Below are 15916 nucleotides of genomic sequence, written 5' to 3' on the forward strand. Positions count from 1 at the left end.
TTTACTTTTTTAAATGACCAATAACGGTACTTACTGATCTTGATTCGAAAACAATATTCTCGTTATTTACAGCTACTTTTTCTAAATTTTTATCTTCAGAAGTCACATACATTTTATCTGTGTAAAAGTTTTTAAAATTCACTTTTTTATCTTCATTACTATAATTAATAACCACAGAAATTAATTCTGAAGTTTCTTTATTCAAATAAGTAGAATGCATTAAATTATCATACTGTTCTTTTAAATTAAGCGTTGTATTTAATTTTGAATCTACACGAATCATTCCTGGTCTAATAAATTTTGAATAATTACCAAATGCCCATAAAAGTTTAGAATCATGAAAATTACCATCAAATTTTAAGGATTCTAAATTATGCATATTTTTTTTTACTCCTGTGTCTAGGTAAATAAGTCCATCCTTATAATCGGCATTTGTCAATGCTGTCCACCATTGCCAAGAATTAGCATTTGCTAAAGTTAAATCTGCATGAATTACGCGAGCTACATAAAGAGCTGTTGCCATTCCTAAATCTCTTTTTCGACCACCTTCAATATCGTTATTTTTTTCAAGAATGCAGAATTCACTTTGCCAGTAGTCAAGATTTGGATATTTGACTAACTTTTTATGTAATTTTTGTCTGATAGTAATTAGACTGTCAATAGGCCAAGTCGTAAAATAACTATGTCCAGTAATTGTTTGATCTAAATTCTCGATTTTTACTCCTTCATTGAAAAAATAATCAATTTGATTGCCTCTTTTTGGCTTGCCATAATCTGAATATAACCAACGTAAATCTGCAGCTTCTGCAATCACTATTTTTGTTGATAAATTATTTTCTTTGATATAATTATCTATTAAACTAGAAATTAATAAAATATCTTTATTTGTTGCAGGTGTGCCTTCCTGTGTTTTCTTCTCCCATTCCCATTGTGGCTCATTTATAGGGCTTAAATAATCAAATGAAATTCCTTTAGCATTAAAATGTTTTAAAAATTCAACCAAAAAACCTGCATAATCATCAAATTTATCAGCTTTTAGATTGATACTTCCAGATTTTAAATCAGAATTATATGCTTTTCCGTTTAGTGACCATTGCACAGGTGGTGCAATAGAAAAAGCTAAAAAATTATCAACTCCGTAAGATTTGGCTTTATTTAAAAACCATTGTTGTCCTTTTTGTTTGTTCCAATCATAATTTCCATCAGCATCTATAAACGATTCTCCTCTTCGCCATTCATTTCTAATTTCTGAATTTCTACCTTGTTCTGTAGAACCAGCCCCTATATAAAAACGCCAAAAAGAAAGTCCGATTCCTTTTGGGTTTCCATTTTCGTCAAATTCCTTACTAAATAAAAGTTCTGCTATTCTTTCTTTTTTATCCTCTGGCCAATTCAATCCAACAAATTGGCAACGCCAAGCATCTGAAGCACCAAAACCTTTCATAGTTTGGTAAACAATATTTTTGTTTACTGTGATATTAAAGTCGGCTGTTTTGGTATTACAAGAAACTAAAACACAAAAACATATAACTTTAAAAATACTCACTAGCATGTTTTTATATTTTGACTTTCTATGATTCAACATTCATAAAATATTTGAAATTTTGATTTACTCTTTCTATTATTACAAGTTGAATTGAGTTTTCTATTCTTTAAAATAAAAAAGTCTAATTAAGGTTTCCTTTTAAAGTTACAATTGATTTTGCTGGAATCACAATTTCATCAGCTGCGGTTGTTCCTTTTTCTAAATTCATTGTTGAAGAAGTTGTATAGGTTTCAAAAGAATTCCCAGTTACTTCGAACTCTGTTCCATAATCTTGAAAAGAAATAGTTCTAGCACTTTCTGTATTGTTTATACAAACTAATACAATTTCTTTTGACGAATCATTTTTATAACCCGAAATCATAAAGTTTTCAACAGATGTAGTTTCGTTGTAAATAGGATCAACAACTTCAAAACGAACCATTCCTGGCCTTACAAATCGGCTGTAATTACCTAAAGCCCATAAGTTTTTAACTTCATAAAAAGTACCATCTGTATGCGATGGACTATTTGAGTTTGGTTGATATAATATTAAATTAAACCGAAAAGGATGATCTCCAAAAGTAGACTGATTTAAAGCAGTCCAAAAACTCCAACCTGTTGCATTTCCAAACACTAAATCTGTATGAATAATTCTGCTCATCCATAGTGCATAATCTATCTCTGTTAATTCCGATAAGGATTTTCCTTGTTGATAAGCAGTCCCTAACAAACTATATTCTGTCTGCCAATAATCTAAACCTTGACCAGCATTTAATAATGCTGTTTTTAAAGATGTACGCTGGTTTAACGAATTAGTAGTAGTGGTATTACTAAAATAACTATGTCCAGCAACGTGTTTGGAAAGGTTTGGTAAATCACCAATATAATTAGAGCTTGCTGTATCCCAAAAACTATTTATCTGATTCGTTGTACTTTGATTTCCAGAATATAAGTAACTTAATTGGGCTGCTTCTGGAATCATTATTTTTGCATTTATACCTTTGTCTGTAAATACTTGATCCATAATCCTAGATACATCAGCAACTTCTTTATTTGTTGCTCTTGTTCCTGATTGTGATGCATCGCCTATATTCGCTGTCCATTCATATTGTGTTTCGTTAAATGCACAAACTGTAGAAAAATTATAACCTTTACTTTCATAGTTTTTGATAACATCGGCTAAAAAAGTTGAATATGCCTCATAATTACTTTCTGGACAATTAAACTGACCATTACCTATTGTTCTAAAAGTATAACCATTTTTTGTCATAAAATAGGGTGGGCTAATTGCCCAACCTGTAAATTGAGGTACACCGTATTCTTTAGCTTTTTGAAGAAACCATTGTTCTCCTGCTTGTTTTGTCCAATCATAATTTCCATTAGCATCTAAATAACATTCTGTCTCTCTAAACCAAGAATTAGCTCTAAAACCACTATCTGATTGATCTGCAGAACCATCTCCAATAAAAGTCCTCCAAAGTGAAAGTCCTATACCTTCTGGATTTCCTTGTGCATCAGTTTCTGAACTGAATAATAGTTTTGCTATATCTTCTCTAGCAGTACTTGTCCATTCACCAACCCATTGGTCTTGAAATCCACCCGATGCTCCAAAATGATTTATTCTTTGTTCAATATTGTCAAAATTAAGCTGAATAGCTGGTTCTAAACTCCCAAATTTAGGGTCGTTAGGATCTGTAAAATCATCTTTATCACAACCAAAGGAGATGATGAACACTATTAATAATATTTTAATTGATGAATTGCTCATTATTTTATTTGTTTATTTTTTAGTAACCAGGGTTTTGTGTTATATTTCCTCTCGATAATTGAATTTCTTCTGGTGGAATTGGCCAAACCAAGTGTGTATTAATATCAAAGAAGATGCCTTTATCTTGAGACTCTTGTAAATTTGTAGTTTCAAATGGATCTGTACTAATTTCTGTATTGTATTTTACAAAAGAACCATTAGGTCCCATAAGTAGTGCTATTCTAGGTACACCATTAATTTTCTGTCTTCTCAAATCAAACAACCTGTGGTGTTCTAATGCCAGTTCTAATCTTCTTTCTTTCCAGATGGCATCTCTTAGTGCCTCTCCTGATAAAGCCATATCTGTGGTTAACTGTACTCTATCTCTAATTGATTTTAAAGAGTTTAAAGCCGCAGCCTCATCTCCATCAAAATAAGCAGCTTCTGCATGCATTAAAATAACATCTGCCAATCTAATATGTATATAAGGAAGCGCAATGGTTCCTCTTTGATAAGGTACAGGTCTTTCATCAACAGGAATATAAAATTTTCTATTGGTTCTGCCTGATTTGTTTTCATCTGGTGCACCATCAAAAGATGTAGTAGCTGGATCACCAAAAACAGGTTCACCATGTTTGATTATGGTAGATTGTAATCTAATATTATCACCTTCACTTAAAAAAGCATTTTCTAGGTCACTTGTAGGTGAACCCCAACCCCAACCTTGGTCTCCACGACTTCCATTGGTTATTGGCAAACCATTACCAACTTCACTAAAAGTTAAATTCGTGAAGTAATTAATTTCAAATATAGATTCCGAACCGTTGTAATGACCAGTTTGGTAAATATTTGCAAAATCGGTTTCTAAAGAGTACTCGCCTGAATTCATCACTTCAAAAGCAAGATTTTTTGCAAGTTTCCATTCTTCTGTCGTTAAATATACTTTTGCTAATAAAGACTGTGCAGCTCCTTTAGTTACTCTTCCTAAGTCTGCACTTGCTTGGCTACTTTTTGAAGGTAAATCTTCAATTGATTTAACTAAATCGTCTTTTATTAATACATAAACCTCTTCTACAGAAGCTCTAACTTTATCATTAATTGCTGGTTCCAAAAGTTCTGTGTAAGTTGTTACAATTGGCACACCACCAAAGCTTCTAACCAGCTCAAAATAAAAGAAAGCTCTAAGAAACTTAGCTTCTGCTAACAATCTTGCTTTTAAAGCATCATCCATAGCTACTTCTGGTATTCTTTCTAAAGCGATGTTTGCTCTTGTGATACCTATATAATGACTTTCCCAGAATGAGTTAAAGTAAGTTGAACCTGGAAACACATTATAAGCTGCAATACCAGTAATATCTGGTCTTGGCTGTAATGTGTTACCAGACCAATTATCATCTGTAGCCATATCATTTATCTGTCTTGGCATCGTTACTTGCCACCAACTTTCTCCATTTATTTTCTGGTAAATACTGTTTACAAAGTTGATTGAGTTTTCTTCTGAAGAGAAGAAATCGTCTAACTGTTGTCTACCTCTTGGTTGTTCATCTAAAAAATTGTCTGTATTACATCCAAAATTTACTAGCAACGTAAAAATTAATACTATTTTGAAATATTTTTTCATGATTTTATAAACTTAAATTTAATCCTAATAAAAAAGTTTTTGCTACCGGGTTTCTAGCGTAGTCTACTCCAAAACCGTCAATTACACCACCTCCACCACTTACTTCAGGGTCAAATCCAGGATAGTTTGTTAAGGTTAACAAATTTTGTCCGGAAAGGAATACTCTACACTTTTGAAAACCAGGTAAAGTAAAATCATACCCTACTTGTATATTTCTTAATCTTAAGTAAGAAGCGTCTTCAATAAATAAATCAGAAGGTCTTAAATAGTTTCCATTTCTATCTTGTTGCGTTAATCGTGGATATTGTGCTCCTGTATTTTGAGGAGTCCAAACTCTATCTATTGTGCCTTTAGCTATATTAACATCCTGGATTCCTGAATTAAGAAATGTTGAGGGATAATTAAATACATCATTACCAAAAGTACCATACCACTGCATAGAAAGATACCATTTCTTATACTGAATATTTGCATTGAAACCACCATAAAAATCTGCAAATGGATTTCCAATAGTTGTCATATCTTCATCTGTTAATGAGCCATCATTATTTGTATCTTGAAAGATTACATCTCCAGGTTGGGCATTTGGTTGTATAATAGATCCGTCTTCTGATGAATGTGAATTGATTTCTGTTTGATTTTGGAAAATTCCTAGCGTTTGAAAACCTTGAAATAAACCTACAGTTTGCCCTAATTCTGTAACTTTAATAAACCTATTACCTAAATCTTCTCTTTTTTGACCTAATAATTGCTCATTACCAGGAGCAAAAGCAACTGCTTTACTTTCATTAGTTGACAATGTTAAGTTTAAACCAATATCAAAATTACCTACAGTTTTATTATATCCTAGTTGAAGGTCTATACCTTGAGACTCAAAACTACCTACATTCTGCCAAACTCTTCCTGGAACTCCTGTATAATTTGGTAATTCAACTGCAAACAATAAATCTTCTGACGTTTTCTTATAAGCTTCTACAGATACTGTAAATTCATTATTCCAAAATGCTACATCTAAGCCTATGTTTTGATCTCTAACAGTTTCCCATTTTAAACGAGTGTTACCAAATGCTGACAAGAAATTTGTAACAGTTCTATCTCCATTAAAACCAAAATTTCCATCACCAATTTGAAAAAACCTTGCAGTAACAGGTATATTGTCATTACCAACTTCTCCTGTACCAACCTTCAATCTTAAATTATTAATGGTTTCACTTTTAAACCAATCTTCAGAATCAATATCCCAAGAAAAAGAGATACTAGAAAAAACACCCGTTTTATTTTCCTCTGGAAATATTGATGAACTATCTGCTCTTACAGAACCATTAATTGTATACTTATTATCATAACTATAAATTCCTCTAAAAATTCCAGAAAAAATATTTCTTTGACTTTCGTTACTATTTGCCACAATTCTTTCGCCTACTGCCGCATCTATATATCTCAACAAAGGGTCTTCATCACTAGGAACACCATCTCTTGAAGCATTTAAATAATTAGAATTCTGAGCATCGTACAAAATACCACCTAAAAAATTCATATAATGATTATCTGAAATTGTCTTTGTAAAATTAATTGTATTATTTATTACATAATCAAATCTTTGACTTGAGTTTCTAAAAACCGTATTAATCTCTCTTTGCTGATTGGGATTTGTAAAATATGTTGGAGAAAAAGCATCGGTTCTTGAACTAGTGATATTTAAACCAAATTGAGACGTAAATGTTAAGTCTGGCGTTATTTTATAGTTTAACTTCGTATTTGTAAACATCCCAAAAAACATAGTTTCATTGAATTGACGTGCAACAATACCTACTGGATTTGGAACCAAATTATTACTTGGTGCATAGATACTAAAAATGTTACCTGTTCTTTGACTTTGTGGTAAATACACTTCTGTTAAAGGATCTATTCGTAATAGGTTGTACAATAACCCAGGTGTATTTTCATAACGCTCAATTCTAGGGCTTAAATCTTGAGAAATAGTAAGTTTATCAGAAAGTTTAAAATCAAAATTAAAACGCCCAGTAACTCTTTGATACCAACCTTTTGTATAATTTGATTGTTGATCGAAGAAACTTAAACTACTAGAGTATTTAACTTTATCAGACCCCCCAGAAACACTAACATTTGCATTGGTAATTGGAGCGAAATCCTCGATAGTTTCATCCCACCAATCTGTATCTGTTGCAATTGTAGAAGGGTCGTATAAAGATGGGTTACCGTCATTTGTTCTTCTTTGATTAATTACTTGCATATATTCATTAGCGTCTGCCATTTCAATTTTATCTAATCTTTGAATACCTGTAGTAATATCTACAGAAATTTTAGTCTTACCTTCTTTACCTCTTTTTGAAGTAATTAAAACAACACCATTAGCAGCTCTTGACCCATAAATTGCAGAAGCAGAAGCATCTTTTAATATTTGAAAATTTTCTATATCCGCAGGGTTTAAAAAATTAAGTGATGTACCAGAAGGCAACATAACCCCATCTAAAACAATTAAAGGCGTAGAACCATTTGCACTGGTAATACCTCTAATTAAAATTTGTGGTGAAGCCCCAGGATTACCACCTGCAGATAAAACTTGTACACCTGCTGCTTTACCCTGTAAAGCTTCTGCAGGGTTACTAGCTACTTGCTTAGCTAACTCTGAACCTTTAACAGTAGAAATAGAACTTGTAATTTTATCTCTTTTAACGGATCCATATCCAATTACAACAATTTCATCTAATTGAGCTACGTCTGGTTCTAGCGCTACAGAAATTTCTTTTTGCCCCGTGTATTTTACTTCTTTAACTTTATAACCCAAATAATTAAAAATAATTATTGCGTTTTCTGCTACAGTAATAGAAAAATTACCATCAAAATCTGTAGTAGTTCCGTTTTTAGTATTTTTTTCTAAAATACTTACTGAAGGAATTGGATTATTAACTTCATCTTTAACAGTACCTTTTACAACATTTTGCGCTGCTGACGAAAAGCCAAAAAATAGGATACTCATTACAATTAATATTGAGTGCTTCATAAGAATAATTCTTTTAAGTTTATAAGTGATTTTTATTATCTAAGAACTGCTGTAATTCTATTTAAGTGAGTATCAAATTTGAATGTATAATCTTTACCTAAAGCACTATCTGGAAAGATATAATTTACACCTCCATTTGGAACAGTCGCTGTAGGTTCTGTACCATCATCTAACCTCCAAAAAGGAGACCAGCCAGCTGCGTTTGCGTTTAAAATAAATCCGTTATCTCCACTGTTATTTGGTTCCTCTTTAAGGGTTACATCTATAGACCATAAATAATCATTGTTTGCATTTTTTACAAATGGTTTACCAGATGCAAAATTCCAACAAGTAATACCCCCAGTTGAATTATTTGTACATGTAGAAATCGTATCATCAATATAGACTCCAGTACCAATAATATAAACTTGATCAAAAGTTGTATCTGACGGTGTGTAAGGTGTTATTGTATAACTGCTATCTCTTAAATCCATTTGAATTTCATAATACCCTTTTTGAGGTAAAACTATTGGATTCACATTCGCACTATTGCTTAATACGAGACCTCCAGATGTTGTTGAATCTGCGCCAAAAGTATAAGGGCTAAATGAGCCTTTTTGAGCTAAAAATCGAACTTCTGAATTTACTTGTGGTGAATAATATTTTGCAGTAAAAACAAAACCATCTTCAGTAGAAGCAGTACTTGCAGATGTTGTAAAAGGAATTCCAAACAAATCAGAAGACAGTAAAGATGCATCTTTTACGTCTGTCATATACATTACATCAAAAGATAGCTGGTTTAAAACATTTACGACTACTGTTTTTGTTGCACTATTACCAGAAACATCTGTACTAGTAATTACAAAATGATAACTTTTTGGGTCTGCGATATCTAGTGCTTTAGTATATGTATATGTTGCACCAGAGACAGCAATTGTTTCATTTAAAACATCACTTTCTATTTTGAATTCCGCTAATTCTTTGTCTGTAACCGTAATCTCTAAATTAACTTCAATTCCACTACCTATTAATACGGTAGATCCATCAACTGGTTGTGCAATTTGAATGCTCGGGTTTTCAATGTCTTTATCTAAGGTAATTACTATATTTTGAGTGGTTGTTTTATCACCAGCGTTAGAAACCGCGATTGGTATTGTGTGTATACTGTTATCTACAGCATCTTCGGGTACTCTAAAACTGTAAGAAATTTCATAAGTTTCTGGCAAAGAATCTTTTACTATTTTTTTATTTAAAAACCAAGGCTCATAACTAATATTTACAGATTTAATTCCTGCTGGGTCAGATACCACTCCTTTAAAAGTAAACAACTCTCCAGGCAATGAAGAAATAACTACATCTACAGATTGAAATTCTGGAATCGAGTCTACTGATAAAGAATCATCATCATTACAACTTACCATAATTGCTATAGCCCCAATAAATAGCAATAATTTTGTTTTAATATTTCTCATTTTTATTTGTGTTTTTTTTGCAAAAAATATAAAATTGATGCATTATTTTCACAAATCTATAATTTTATTACTTTGAAAAAATAGACAGAAAAACCCAAAAAATGGATTATATTGTTTTTTTAAGATGATTAAATATAAATATGTCATTAAATTTGTTTATATTTTATTAGATTAGCAAAAAATAATATGGATATAATCACTTATATTTTTTTATTGAGAGGTTAAAATTTAAAACTTATTTGTATTAACTTTAAAAGAGAAATAATAATGGATACTACAGTATTAAAAGAAGGTTTTTTAGGTCAAAAAATGATTTCCTTACCTAAATCCATTATAAACAATACAAAAAACAATAAGATAACTAGAAATTTTTATATTACTGATTTAGGTTATTATCCAAAAGCAAACCATCATTATAGAAGAAGAAAAAAGGGATCTAACCAATTCATATTTATATATTGTACAAAAGGTAAGGGTGAAGTACTAATAAATGATTCAAAAACAATAATAAGCCCTAACCAGTTTTTTATAATTCCTAAGAGAGCTAAACATGAATACAAAGCAGATGAGTCTGATCCGTGGAGTATTTACTGGTTTCATTTTAATGGAGATATTGCCCCAGAATTATATAAAAGATACACTACTACAGATGCAAATAATTATAAAAATGTACATTTTTCTAAAGAAAAGATAGAGTTATTTGAAAAAATATTTAACCTTTTTAACAACAATAATCTTGAAAATCAAATGGAATATTCGAATCTATTGAGCCTAAATTTTGTGAGCTCATTTATTTACCATGATTTTGAATCTCATCTTAATTTAATCAATAATGATAATATTGTAAACTCTATAAAAAAATTTTTATTAGACAAGTTAGATCAAAACTTCACTTTAGATGAAATTGCTACTAAATTTAACTATTCAAAATCTTATCTACACACAAAATTTAAAACCAATACCGGTTATCCTATTTTGGTTTTTTTTAATTTAAAGAAAACACAAAAAGCTTGCGAATATTTAAATTATACAGATTTGAGTATTAAAGAAATTAGTTTCAAAGTAGGCTTTGAAGATCCTTTATATTTTTCAAGAATATTTAAAAATTTTATGGGAAAATCTCCAAGAGATTATAAAAAAAGTCAGAGAAAATAAACGCTGTTCAACTTGGTTTGTTTATTCTGTATATCAATATTTTTTCTTTATTCAACTTTCTAAACATAAATTTACCTTCAGCTTATCTATTATAATTACATCATTGTGAAAATATATTTTAAGTAGTTTTCCATAAGATTTTTCTTTATTTCCTTTACCAGTTAAATTTCAACTGTCTAAACTAAATACTTACTACATAATTTGAGAAAAATATATAGATAACCCGTTGTGCATTTTGAGTTAAATATATTCCAAAATGTCAGTTCGAGTGATTTTTTGATAAAAAAATCGTATCGAGAACTAGTTTAGAAACGAAAATTCTTATTCTCGATACAAATTTCACTTATTTCAATCGTGAAATTCACTCGAATTGACAGAATTTATCAAAATGCACAACGGGTATAGATAAGAAATTTAATTATTAATAATTGATGCAACGTGCCTAGGTGGAGGTATTAGTGATGTTGGAGCATTTGGAAAAATAAATGAGGTGCTTAACGCAATGGTGCACTTTTTTTATGGGCGGTGTTGCCGTGGGTGCATGTAATGAATGATTCCATGAAAGGAGGTTGAATGAATAAAATGCACCTACCGAAGGCACATGGCAAACATTATTAATTGCTAGAACTTATACCTTTGAAAGGGTATGGAGATTGTGTTTTTTTATTTCTTAGTGAAATGAGACCAGCAAATACTTGAGATAAGCGGATGGAATGGATGCTGAAACTAGTTAAGCACAAGCTTAGTGATAATTTTGTGCAGGTGAATGAGATAAGGAGTAAAAAATATATTCTTTAATTAGGTCAAAATATTAATGTTAGCTCCTATTTGCGCGTTGGAAAGCTGGCTATTTAGTTCACGACTTTTCTATTTTTACGGAGTTCATGAATAGCCACAAATTCAATTTATAGTTCTAATTTATGCGGTTGGGTCCGGCTATTTAACATAATGCCGTTATAGTGCCTGGAAGCATGAAAGAGCAGTATAACAGCGCATTATGTTACTTAGCTTTGGGATAGCGTTTAAATGAATAGCTTTTTGCTGGGGCAGCTCTTTATAGTTGTGGAATGAGGTACGAATGGAGCAAGCTATAATGTGCTGCAGTAGTATGGGAATTTAAACGCTATTGGCGTGTGGCGAGGGGGTACAAACTTAAAGACAAGTGATTGAAGAGTGAGAAAACTTGGTTATGGTTTGTGGGGATTATTCTTTCTTTTGAGATGCTAACATCTTTAAAGGCGAAACAACAGGTAAGGTCATTCCTTTAAAATTAGTTTCTTGTAACTGTTGAAATATAATACCTCTTGCCGTTGAAAAGCTAATACCTATTAAAGTTGCAATAAATTGTCCAGAAAATAGTGGAATTTCATTTTCATTTAATTCATAATGATTTTTTAAGTCAGTAATATTGTAATGAAAATCTATATGAAATTTAACTCCGATTTCTTGATGCGATAACAGGTTTATAAATAACTCAATTTTAACGCGTTCGTCTTTAAGATTGTGTCTTGTGTTATGCGCAACACTAAATTCAAGATTTAAGTTTCCATCAATAGTGTTGTCATTTATATAGGCACTAACAACATCAATATGAAATAATTTTATTTTATCTGGTATGATTACGTTTTCTGCCATTATACAGCTTCTTGCGTATAGTAAGTTTGTTCATAATCGTCTGTAGCTGTCACTAAATCTTTAGTACCTCCTTCTACTTTTCCTAAATAAATATATTGAGGTTCTGGGTTCATTAAGTTTACACCTAAAGCAACTTCCATTTTTGTAATACTCTTTAGTGTTAGGTTATGCAAACCAGATAACCATTTTGTAACCTCTGATGGTCTTTTGTCTAACATTTTAGCAAACTCTTTCTTCCTTAACCCTCTTTTATTCAAAATAGCGCATACTTTTTGAGTAATCTCTAAATTACGCTCTATAAATCTATCAATTTCTGGGTTTTTATTTTCTTGTAACCAGTTATTAAGTATGTTTTCTTTAGGAAATTCCATTTTTGTTTGTTTTAATAATAAAGGATAAAATCTTCATCACAACTAATTGAAGTGCTATTTTCATTCCAAATAATGTCGCCTTCTCTAAAAGCATTATCAATGGCTTTCGTTAATGTGTTTGCTAAATTAAAATGTTCTCTAACATTTGGCAATCTTGTGCTTTTTGCGTTGTTTTTATGTCGCCATTAAAAAGAAAAACAACATTTGGATTTGCTTTTAAACAATATAATCTTAAATTATTTGCTTTTTTCTTACCATATTCCACGTAATAAGGTTTTCTGTCTTTGCCTATTGGCGGTAATGCTGAAGTGTCTGCATTTTTTGCTTCATTTCTAAAAAAACGATTTTGTGCACCATATTTTTCACCTATAAGTTGTAACCATTTTTGAATATGATATAACTTGTTTTTATTTTCGATTGTATGTTTTTCATTTCAACAAATTCTTGATAAAGAGTCATATCATTATCATCTAAACAAACAGAATAATATGCTACTGTTTTGAATTTAAATAATGGTTTTATGCGTGCAAAGTTATTCACTTATCAGTTAATTTACAAATTAATTTCACTTTTAAGTGAAATTTTAACATTTTTAGTTTAAAAAAATATTGACAAGCTATGATGCAAGAAACCAAAAATACTGCTATCAAGATATTATTTTTAAAAATAAAAAAATAGTTATTAACGAAAAATTTGATTCTATTTTTCAAGTATCTTCTACTGTAACATTATACATCCTACTATTTATAAATTTACAAGGCTGTTTACTATCACTCGCTTATTTTAATAAAATCTTTTTGTCATTTTCAAAATATAAGAAGTTTTGTAATATTAACTATTTTAATTTTTCAAAACTTCTAATAGTCTAAAATTTAGATATAGTTTTTCTTTACCAACTTGTTCACTTTTTAAAAAACCTTCTTTCTCTAATTCGTTTAAATAATTACCCACTGTTTTTAAATTCCCTAAACCTGCTTTTTCTAATTGATTTCTTTTGGTATATGGCAGTCTAAAAAGTTCCTCCATTAAATCTTTTGAGTATATTCTTGGTATCTTTTTTTGAATTTCTATTCCCATTTCATTCATTAGACTTTCTATTTCAGCAATCTGTTGCCTTCCTTTAAAGGCAGTTTGTTCAACCATATCTAGCATATACAAAATCCAATCTTCCCAGTTTCCTTCTTCTGTAACCCTTCGAAGATTTGTCTAATATTGATCTTTATGTGCTATAATGTAACTACTTAAATAGAGTGCAGGCAAATCTAATAGCTTCGCAAATTTTAAATATAATAGTAGAATAATTCTACCTGTTCGACCGTTTCCATCAAAAAATGGATGTATTGCTTCAAATTGATAATGGATAATTGCCATTTTCACTAAAGGATCAACTCCGTCTTCAGCGTGTATAAAATCTTCTAGATTTTTTAATTTTTCTCTAATTATATTTTCTCCTTCTGGAGGTGTGTACACCACTTTATTTGTTGCTGGATTTTTTAATTGTGTGCCAGGGGCATTTCTAATATTCGATTTATTCTCTTTAATTATTTGCATTATTGCATAAAGAGATTTGTGGTAAGTACTGGTCTTTTTTTTATTTGTTCTACACCAAACCATAATGCATCTTTATAATGGATTACCTCTTTTGTAGCAGGATTATTTTCTTTTTATCTGCAATAGATGCCTTAAAAAGTTCGTCTTGTGTTGTTATGATATTTTCAATTGCAGAACGGGCTCTTGCTTCTTGTAAATTAATCGTATTAATAAATAATATTGGGTTGGGAAGGTTGGTTATTGCTCCCTTTAATTCGGACAAAGCTCTACTTGCAACAATTGTTTTTTTTAGTATCGCTATACTTTCTATCTCCTTTGATGGAGTCAATATAAGAAATCGTTATAAGGTATTTCTGGATTGTATATTGTCTCTTTACTCATTTTAATGTTTTTTAAACGAGGGCGTAAAACGCCTCTAATCATATTACGAGTGTAAATATACTGAAAAATTACTCTCGTTAAATATTCAAGAGTGAGCATTGCCCTCGTTTGAAATACGAGCATAAAATTCACTTTCTTTTATCTACACTCGCTTTTTCGAATGCTATTAAATTAAATAACTGCCGCATACGAGAGCGCACACGGTTGCCGTATCTATCTTCGAGTTTCTGGTGGTTGTAGCATGTGTGAGACTTCTCGACTGCGCCTGCCTTGTCGGCAGCTACCGTCAGGCAGGCTTGTCTGCCAAATCCTTATGGCGAGTTTATCCTCAAACTTTGAGATTCCTCCTTATTCCCTGCTTAAAGCAGGTAAACTCTGTCGGAGTGAGGGGATAACTGTCAGTTGTCGTTGAGATTAACAGTGAACATATGGGGTTTTTGTTATGTATCATTATAGTTTTATATTTTAATTTTTGTAAAACTCTTTGATACCACTTTTTAAAAAATCAATAAAGTTTTCTACTTCTAAATCGTAGGCTTTGGTTGGTGCTAATATTTTACCATTTAGATTTATGAGCACATAATATGGTTGTACGCTGTTGGTAAATTTGGTCATTTGATAATTGGCGTTTTGTTTGCCCATCGTTTTTTTGGTTTTGCTACCATACTCTGAAATGTAACAGTCTTCTTTTTGTAATTTGGTTTTTTCATCTATATATACCATCACATACTCGTTTTTTAAGATTTCTAAGACTTGTGGATTGCTCCATATACGTGTTTCCATTTCCTTATAATTCATACAACCGTGTCCTGTAAACTCAATGAAAATAGGTTTGTTTTGTACATTGGCACAAACTTTGGCTTTTGCTAAATCAAAATAACCTTTTAACCCATGTGGAAACTGTCTCATTTCTGCATATTTTGGTTGTGGACATGCGAATGCAGCAAACATTTTCATTGTATTTCTCTCTCTTCTATCAAAAGAGTCTTTGATTACACCAGAGGGTACTAAGTTTGGATTCATAACAAATTTCTTGTAACATTAATGTAGAGTAAACTAGATAGCGCTTCTAAAGGCGTATCAAAAATTCTAAGGATAAAGCACATTAAAAAAAACTAAAAACAAGCAGTGCCACTGGTAATTTTGGTACACTAATATCCTTTTTTTCTGCATAGTGCGGTAATCGGAGTTTCCTTAAAAAACTAAGCCTAATAGAGCAAAAATTACCACCCAAATCGTTAAATACAATTCTCTATCTAAAATTTCCCAGTGATATACTCGGTTATATAATACACTTAAAAATTAATGCCAGTTGAAAAAAACCAAAATTAAGATCTACATAAATTAATGGTAAACATTTTTCATCATTGCATACTATAAATTACATTTCACAGTTTATATTTAATGACTCATCACTAACTAATTCTATTTTTTGCTTAAATAAGGTGTTATTA

General features: G+C 30.9%; 13 protein-coding genes and 1 pseudogene. 1 reads left to right on the forward strand and 13 read right to left on the reverse strand.

Annotated features, from left to right (window positions below; all coding sequences use genetic code 11):
* Position 1 precedes the first annotated feature (1 nt).
* From Q0998_RS00345 to Q0998_RS00365, 5 genes are all read right to left on the reverse strand, one after another.
* Positions 2-1546, reverse strand: coding sequence for a glycoside hydrolase (locus tag Q0998_RS00345; RefSeq protein ID WP_299664608.1), 1545 nt, complete (start codon positions 1544-1546; stop codon positions 2-4).
* A gap of 121 nt (positions 1547-1667) precedes the next feature.
* A complete protein-coding gene (locus Q0998_RS00350; protein WP_299664610.1) occupies positions 1668-3293 on the reverse strand; it encodes a glycoside hydrolase in 1626 nt (541 codons plus the stop codon).
* Between the two features lie 19 nt (positions 3294-3312).
* A complete protein-coding gene (locus Q0998_RS00355) occupies positions 3313-4893 on the reverse strand; it encodes a RagB/SusD family nutrient uptake outer membrane protein (protein WP_299664612.1) in 1581 nt (526 codons plus the stop codon).
* A 4-nt stretch (positions 4894-4897) separates the two neighbouring features.
* A complete protein-coding gene (locus Q0998_RS00360; RefSeq protein WP_299664615.1) occupies positions 4898-7918 on the reverse strand; it encodes a TonB-dependent receptor in 3021 nt (1006 codons plus the stop codon).
* A gap of 35 nt (positions 7919-7953) precedes the next feature.
* Positions 7954-9369 carry a hypothetical protein gene (locus Q0998_RS00365; RefSeq protein WP_299664617.1) on the reverse strand — a complete coding sequence of 472 codons (1416 nt, stop codon included), beginning with the start codon at positions 9367-9369 and terminating at the stop codon, positions 7954-7956.
* A gap of 267 nt (positions 9370-9636) precedes the next feature.
* Here Q0998_RS00365 and Q0998_RS00370 point away from each other — a divergent pair, with 267 nt between their 5' ends.
* Positions 9637-10524, forward strand: coding sequence for an AraC family transcriptional regulator (locus Q0998_RS00370; RefSeq protein ID WP_299664619.1), 888 nt, complete (start codon positions 9637-9639; stop codon positions 10522-10524).
* Between the two features lie 1203 nt (positions 10525-11727).
* Here the strand turns inward: Q0998_RS00370 and Q0998_RS00375 are convergent.
* From Q0998_RS00375 to Q0998_RS00410, 8 genes and pseudogenes are all read right to left on the reverse strand, one after another.
* Complete coding sequence (locus Q0998_RS00375) at positions 11728-12159, reverse strand: hypothetical protein (RefSeq protein WP_299664621.1); 432 nt, start codon at positions 12157-12159, stop codon at positions 11728-11730.
* The gene (locus tag Q0998_RS00380) at positions 12159-12530 is read right to left on the reverse strand and encodes a helix-turn-helix transcriptional regulator (protein WP_299664624.1); all 372 of its coding nucleotides are present in this window, start codon (positions 12528-12530) and stop codon (positions 12159-12161) included. Before Q0998_RS00380 ends, Q0998_RS00375 begins: the two co-directional genes overlap by 1 nt.
* An 11-nt stretch (positions 12531-12541) precedes the next feature.
* Positions 12542-12682, reverse strand: coding sequence for a hypothetical protein (locus Q0998_RS00385; protein ID WP_299664627.1), 141 nt, complete (start codon positions 12680-12682; stop codon positions 12542-12544).
* A gap of 688 nt (positions 12683-13370) precedes the next feature.
* Positions 13371-13673, reverse strand: a complete 303-nt coding sequence (locus Q0998_RS00390) for a hypothetical protein (protein ID WP_299664629.1) — start codon at positions 13671-13673, stop codon at positions 13371-13373.
* 63 nt (positions 13674-13736) lie between these two features.
* Positions 13737-14081: a Fic family protein gene (locus tag Q0998_RS00395; RefSeq protein WP_299664632.1), complete on the reverse strand. Its 345-nt coding sequence runs from the start codon at positions 14079-14081 to the stop codon at positions 13737-13739.
* Between the two features lie 82 nt (positions 14082-14163).
* On the reverse strand, positions 14164-14409 hold the full coding sequence (locus Q0998_RS00400) for a Fic/DOC family N-terminal domain-containing protein (protein ID WP_299664635.1): 246 nt from the start codon (positions 14407-14409) through the stop codon (positions 14164-14166).
* 181 nt (positions 14410-14590) lie between these two features.
* A pseudogene (locus Q0998_RS00405) lies at positions 14591-14716 on the reverse strand (ATPase); the annotation flags it as partial.
* Between the two features lie 211 nt (positions 14717-14927).
* The gene (locus Q0998_RS00410; RefSeq protein ID WP_299664638.1) at positions 14928-15485 is read right to left on the reverse strand and encodes a thioredoxin family protein; all 558 of its coding nucleotides are present in this window, start codon (positions 15483-15485) and stop codon (positions 14928-14930) included.
* Positions 15486-15916: the final 431 nt, after the last annotated feature.

Source organism: uncultured Polaribacter sp., assembly GCF_947501385.1.
Classification (GTDB): domain Bacteria; phylum Bacteroidota; class Bacteroidia; order Flavobacteriales; family Flavobacteriaceae; genus Polaribacter.

What these genes read in the sequence shown, in the direction of transcription:
- Q0998_RS00390 (WP_299664629.1), bottom strand. Translation starts at nt 13,673, where the DNA reads ATGGTTGAACAAACTGCCTTTAAAGGAAGGCAACAGATTGCTGAAATA.
- Q0998_RS00380 (WP_299664624.1), bottom strand. Translation starts at nt 12,530, where the DNA reads ATGGAATTTCCTAAAGAAAACATACTTAATAACTGGTTACAAGAAAAT.
- Q0998_RS00395 (WP_299664632.1), bottom strand. Translation starts at nt 14,081, where the DNA reads ATGCAAATAATTAAAGAGAATAAATCGAATATTAGAAATGCCCCTGGC.
- Q0998_RS00375 (WP_299664621.1), bottom strand. Translation starts at nt 12,159, where the DNA reads ATGGCAGAAAACGTAATCATACCAGATAAAATAAAATTATTTCATATT.
- Q0998_RS00370 (WP_299664619.1), top strand. Translation starts at nt 9,637, where the DNA reads ATGGATACTACAGTATTAAAAGAAGGTTTTTTAGGTCAAAAAATGATT.
- Q0998_RS00350 (WP_299664610.1), bottom strand. Translation starts at nt 3,293, where the DNA reads ATGAGCAATTCATCAATTAAAATATTATTAATAGTGTTCATCATCTCC.
- Q0998_RS00355 (WP_299664612.1), bottom strand. Translation starts at nt 4,893, where the DNA reads ATGAAAAAATATTTCAAAATAGTATTAATTTTTACGTTGCTAGTAAAT.
- Q0998_RS00360 (WP_299664615.1), bottom strand. Translation starts at nt 7,918, where the DNA reads ATGAAGCACTCAATATTAATTGTAATGAGTATCCTATTTTTTGGCTTT.
- Q0998_RS00410 (WP_299664638.1), bottom strand. Translation starts at nt 15,485, where the DNA reads ATGAATCCAAACTTAGTACCCTCTGGTGTAATCAAAGACTCTTTTGAT.
- Q0998_RS00365 (WP_299664617.1), bottom strand. Translation starts at nt 9,369, where the DNA reads ATGAGAAATATTAAAACAAAATTATTGCTATTTATTGGGGCTATAGCA.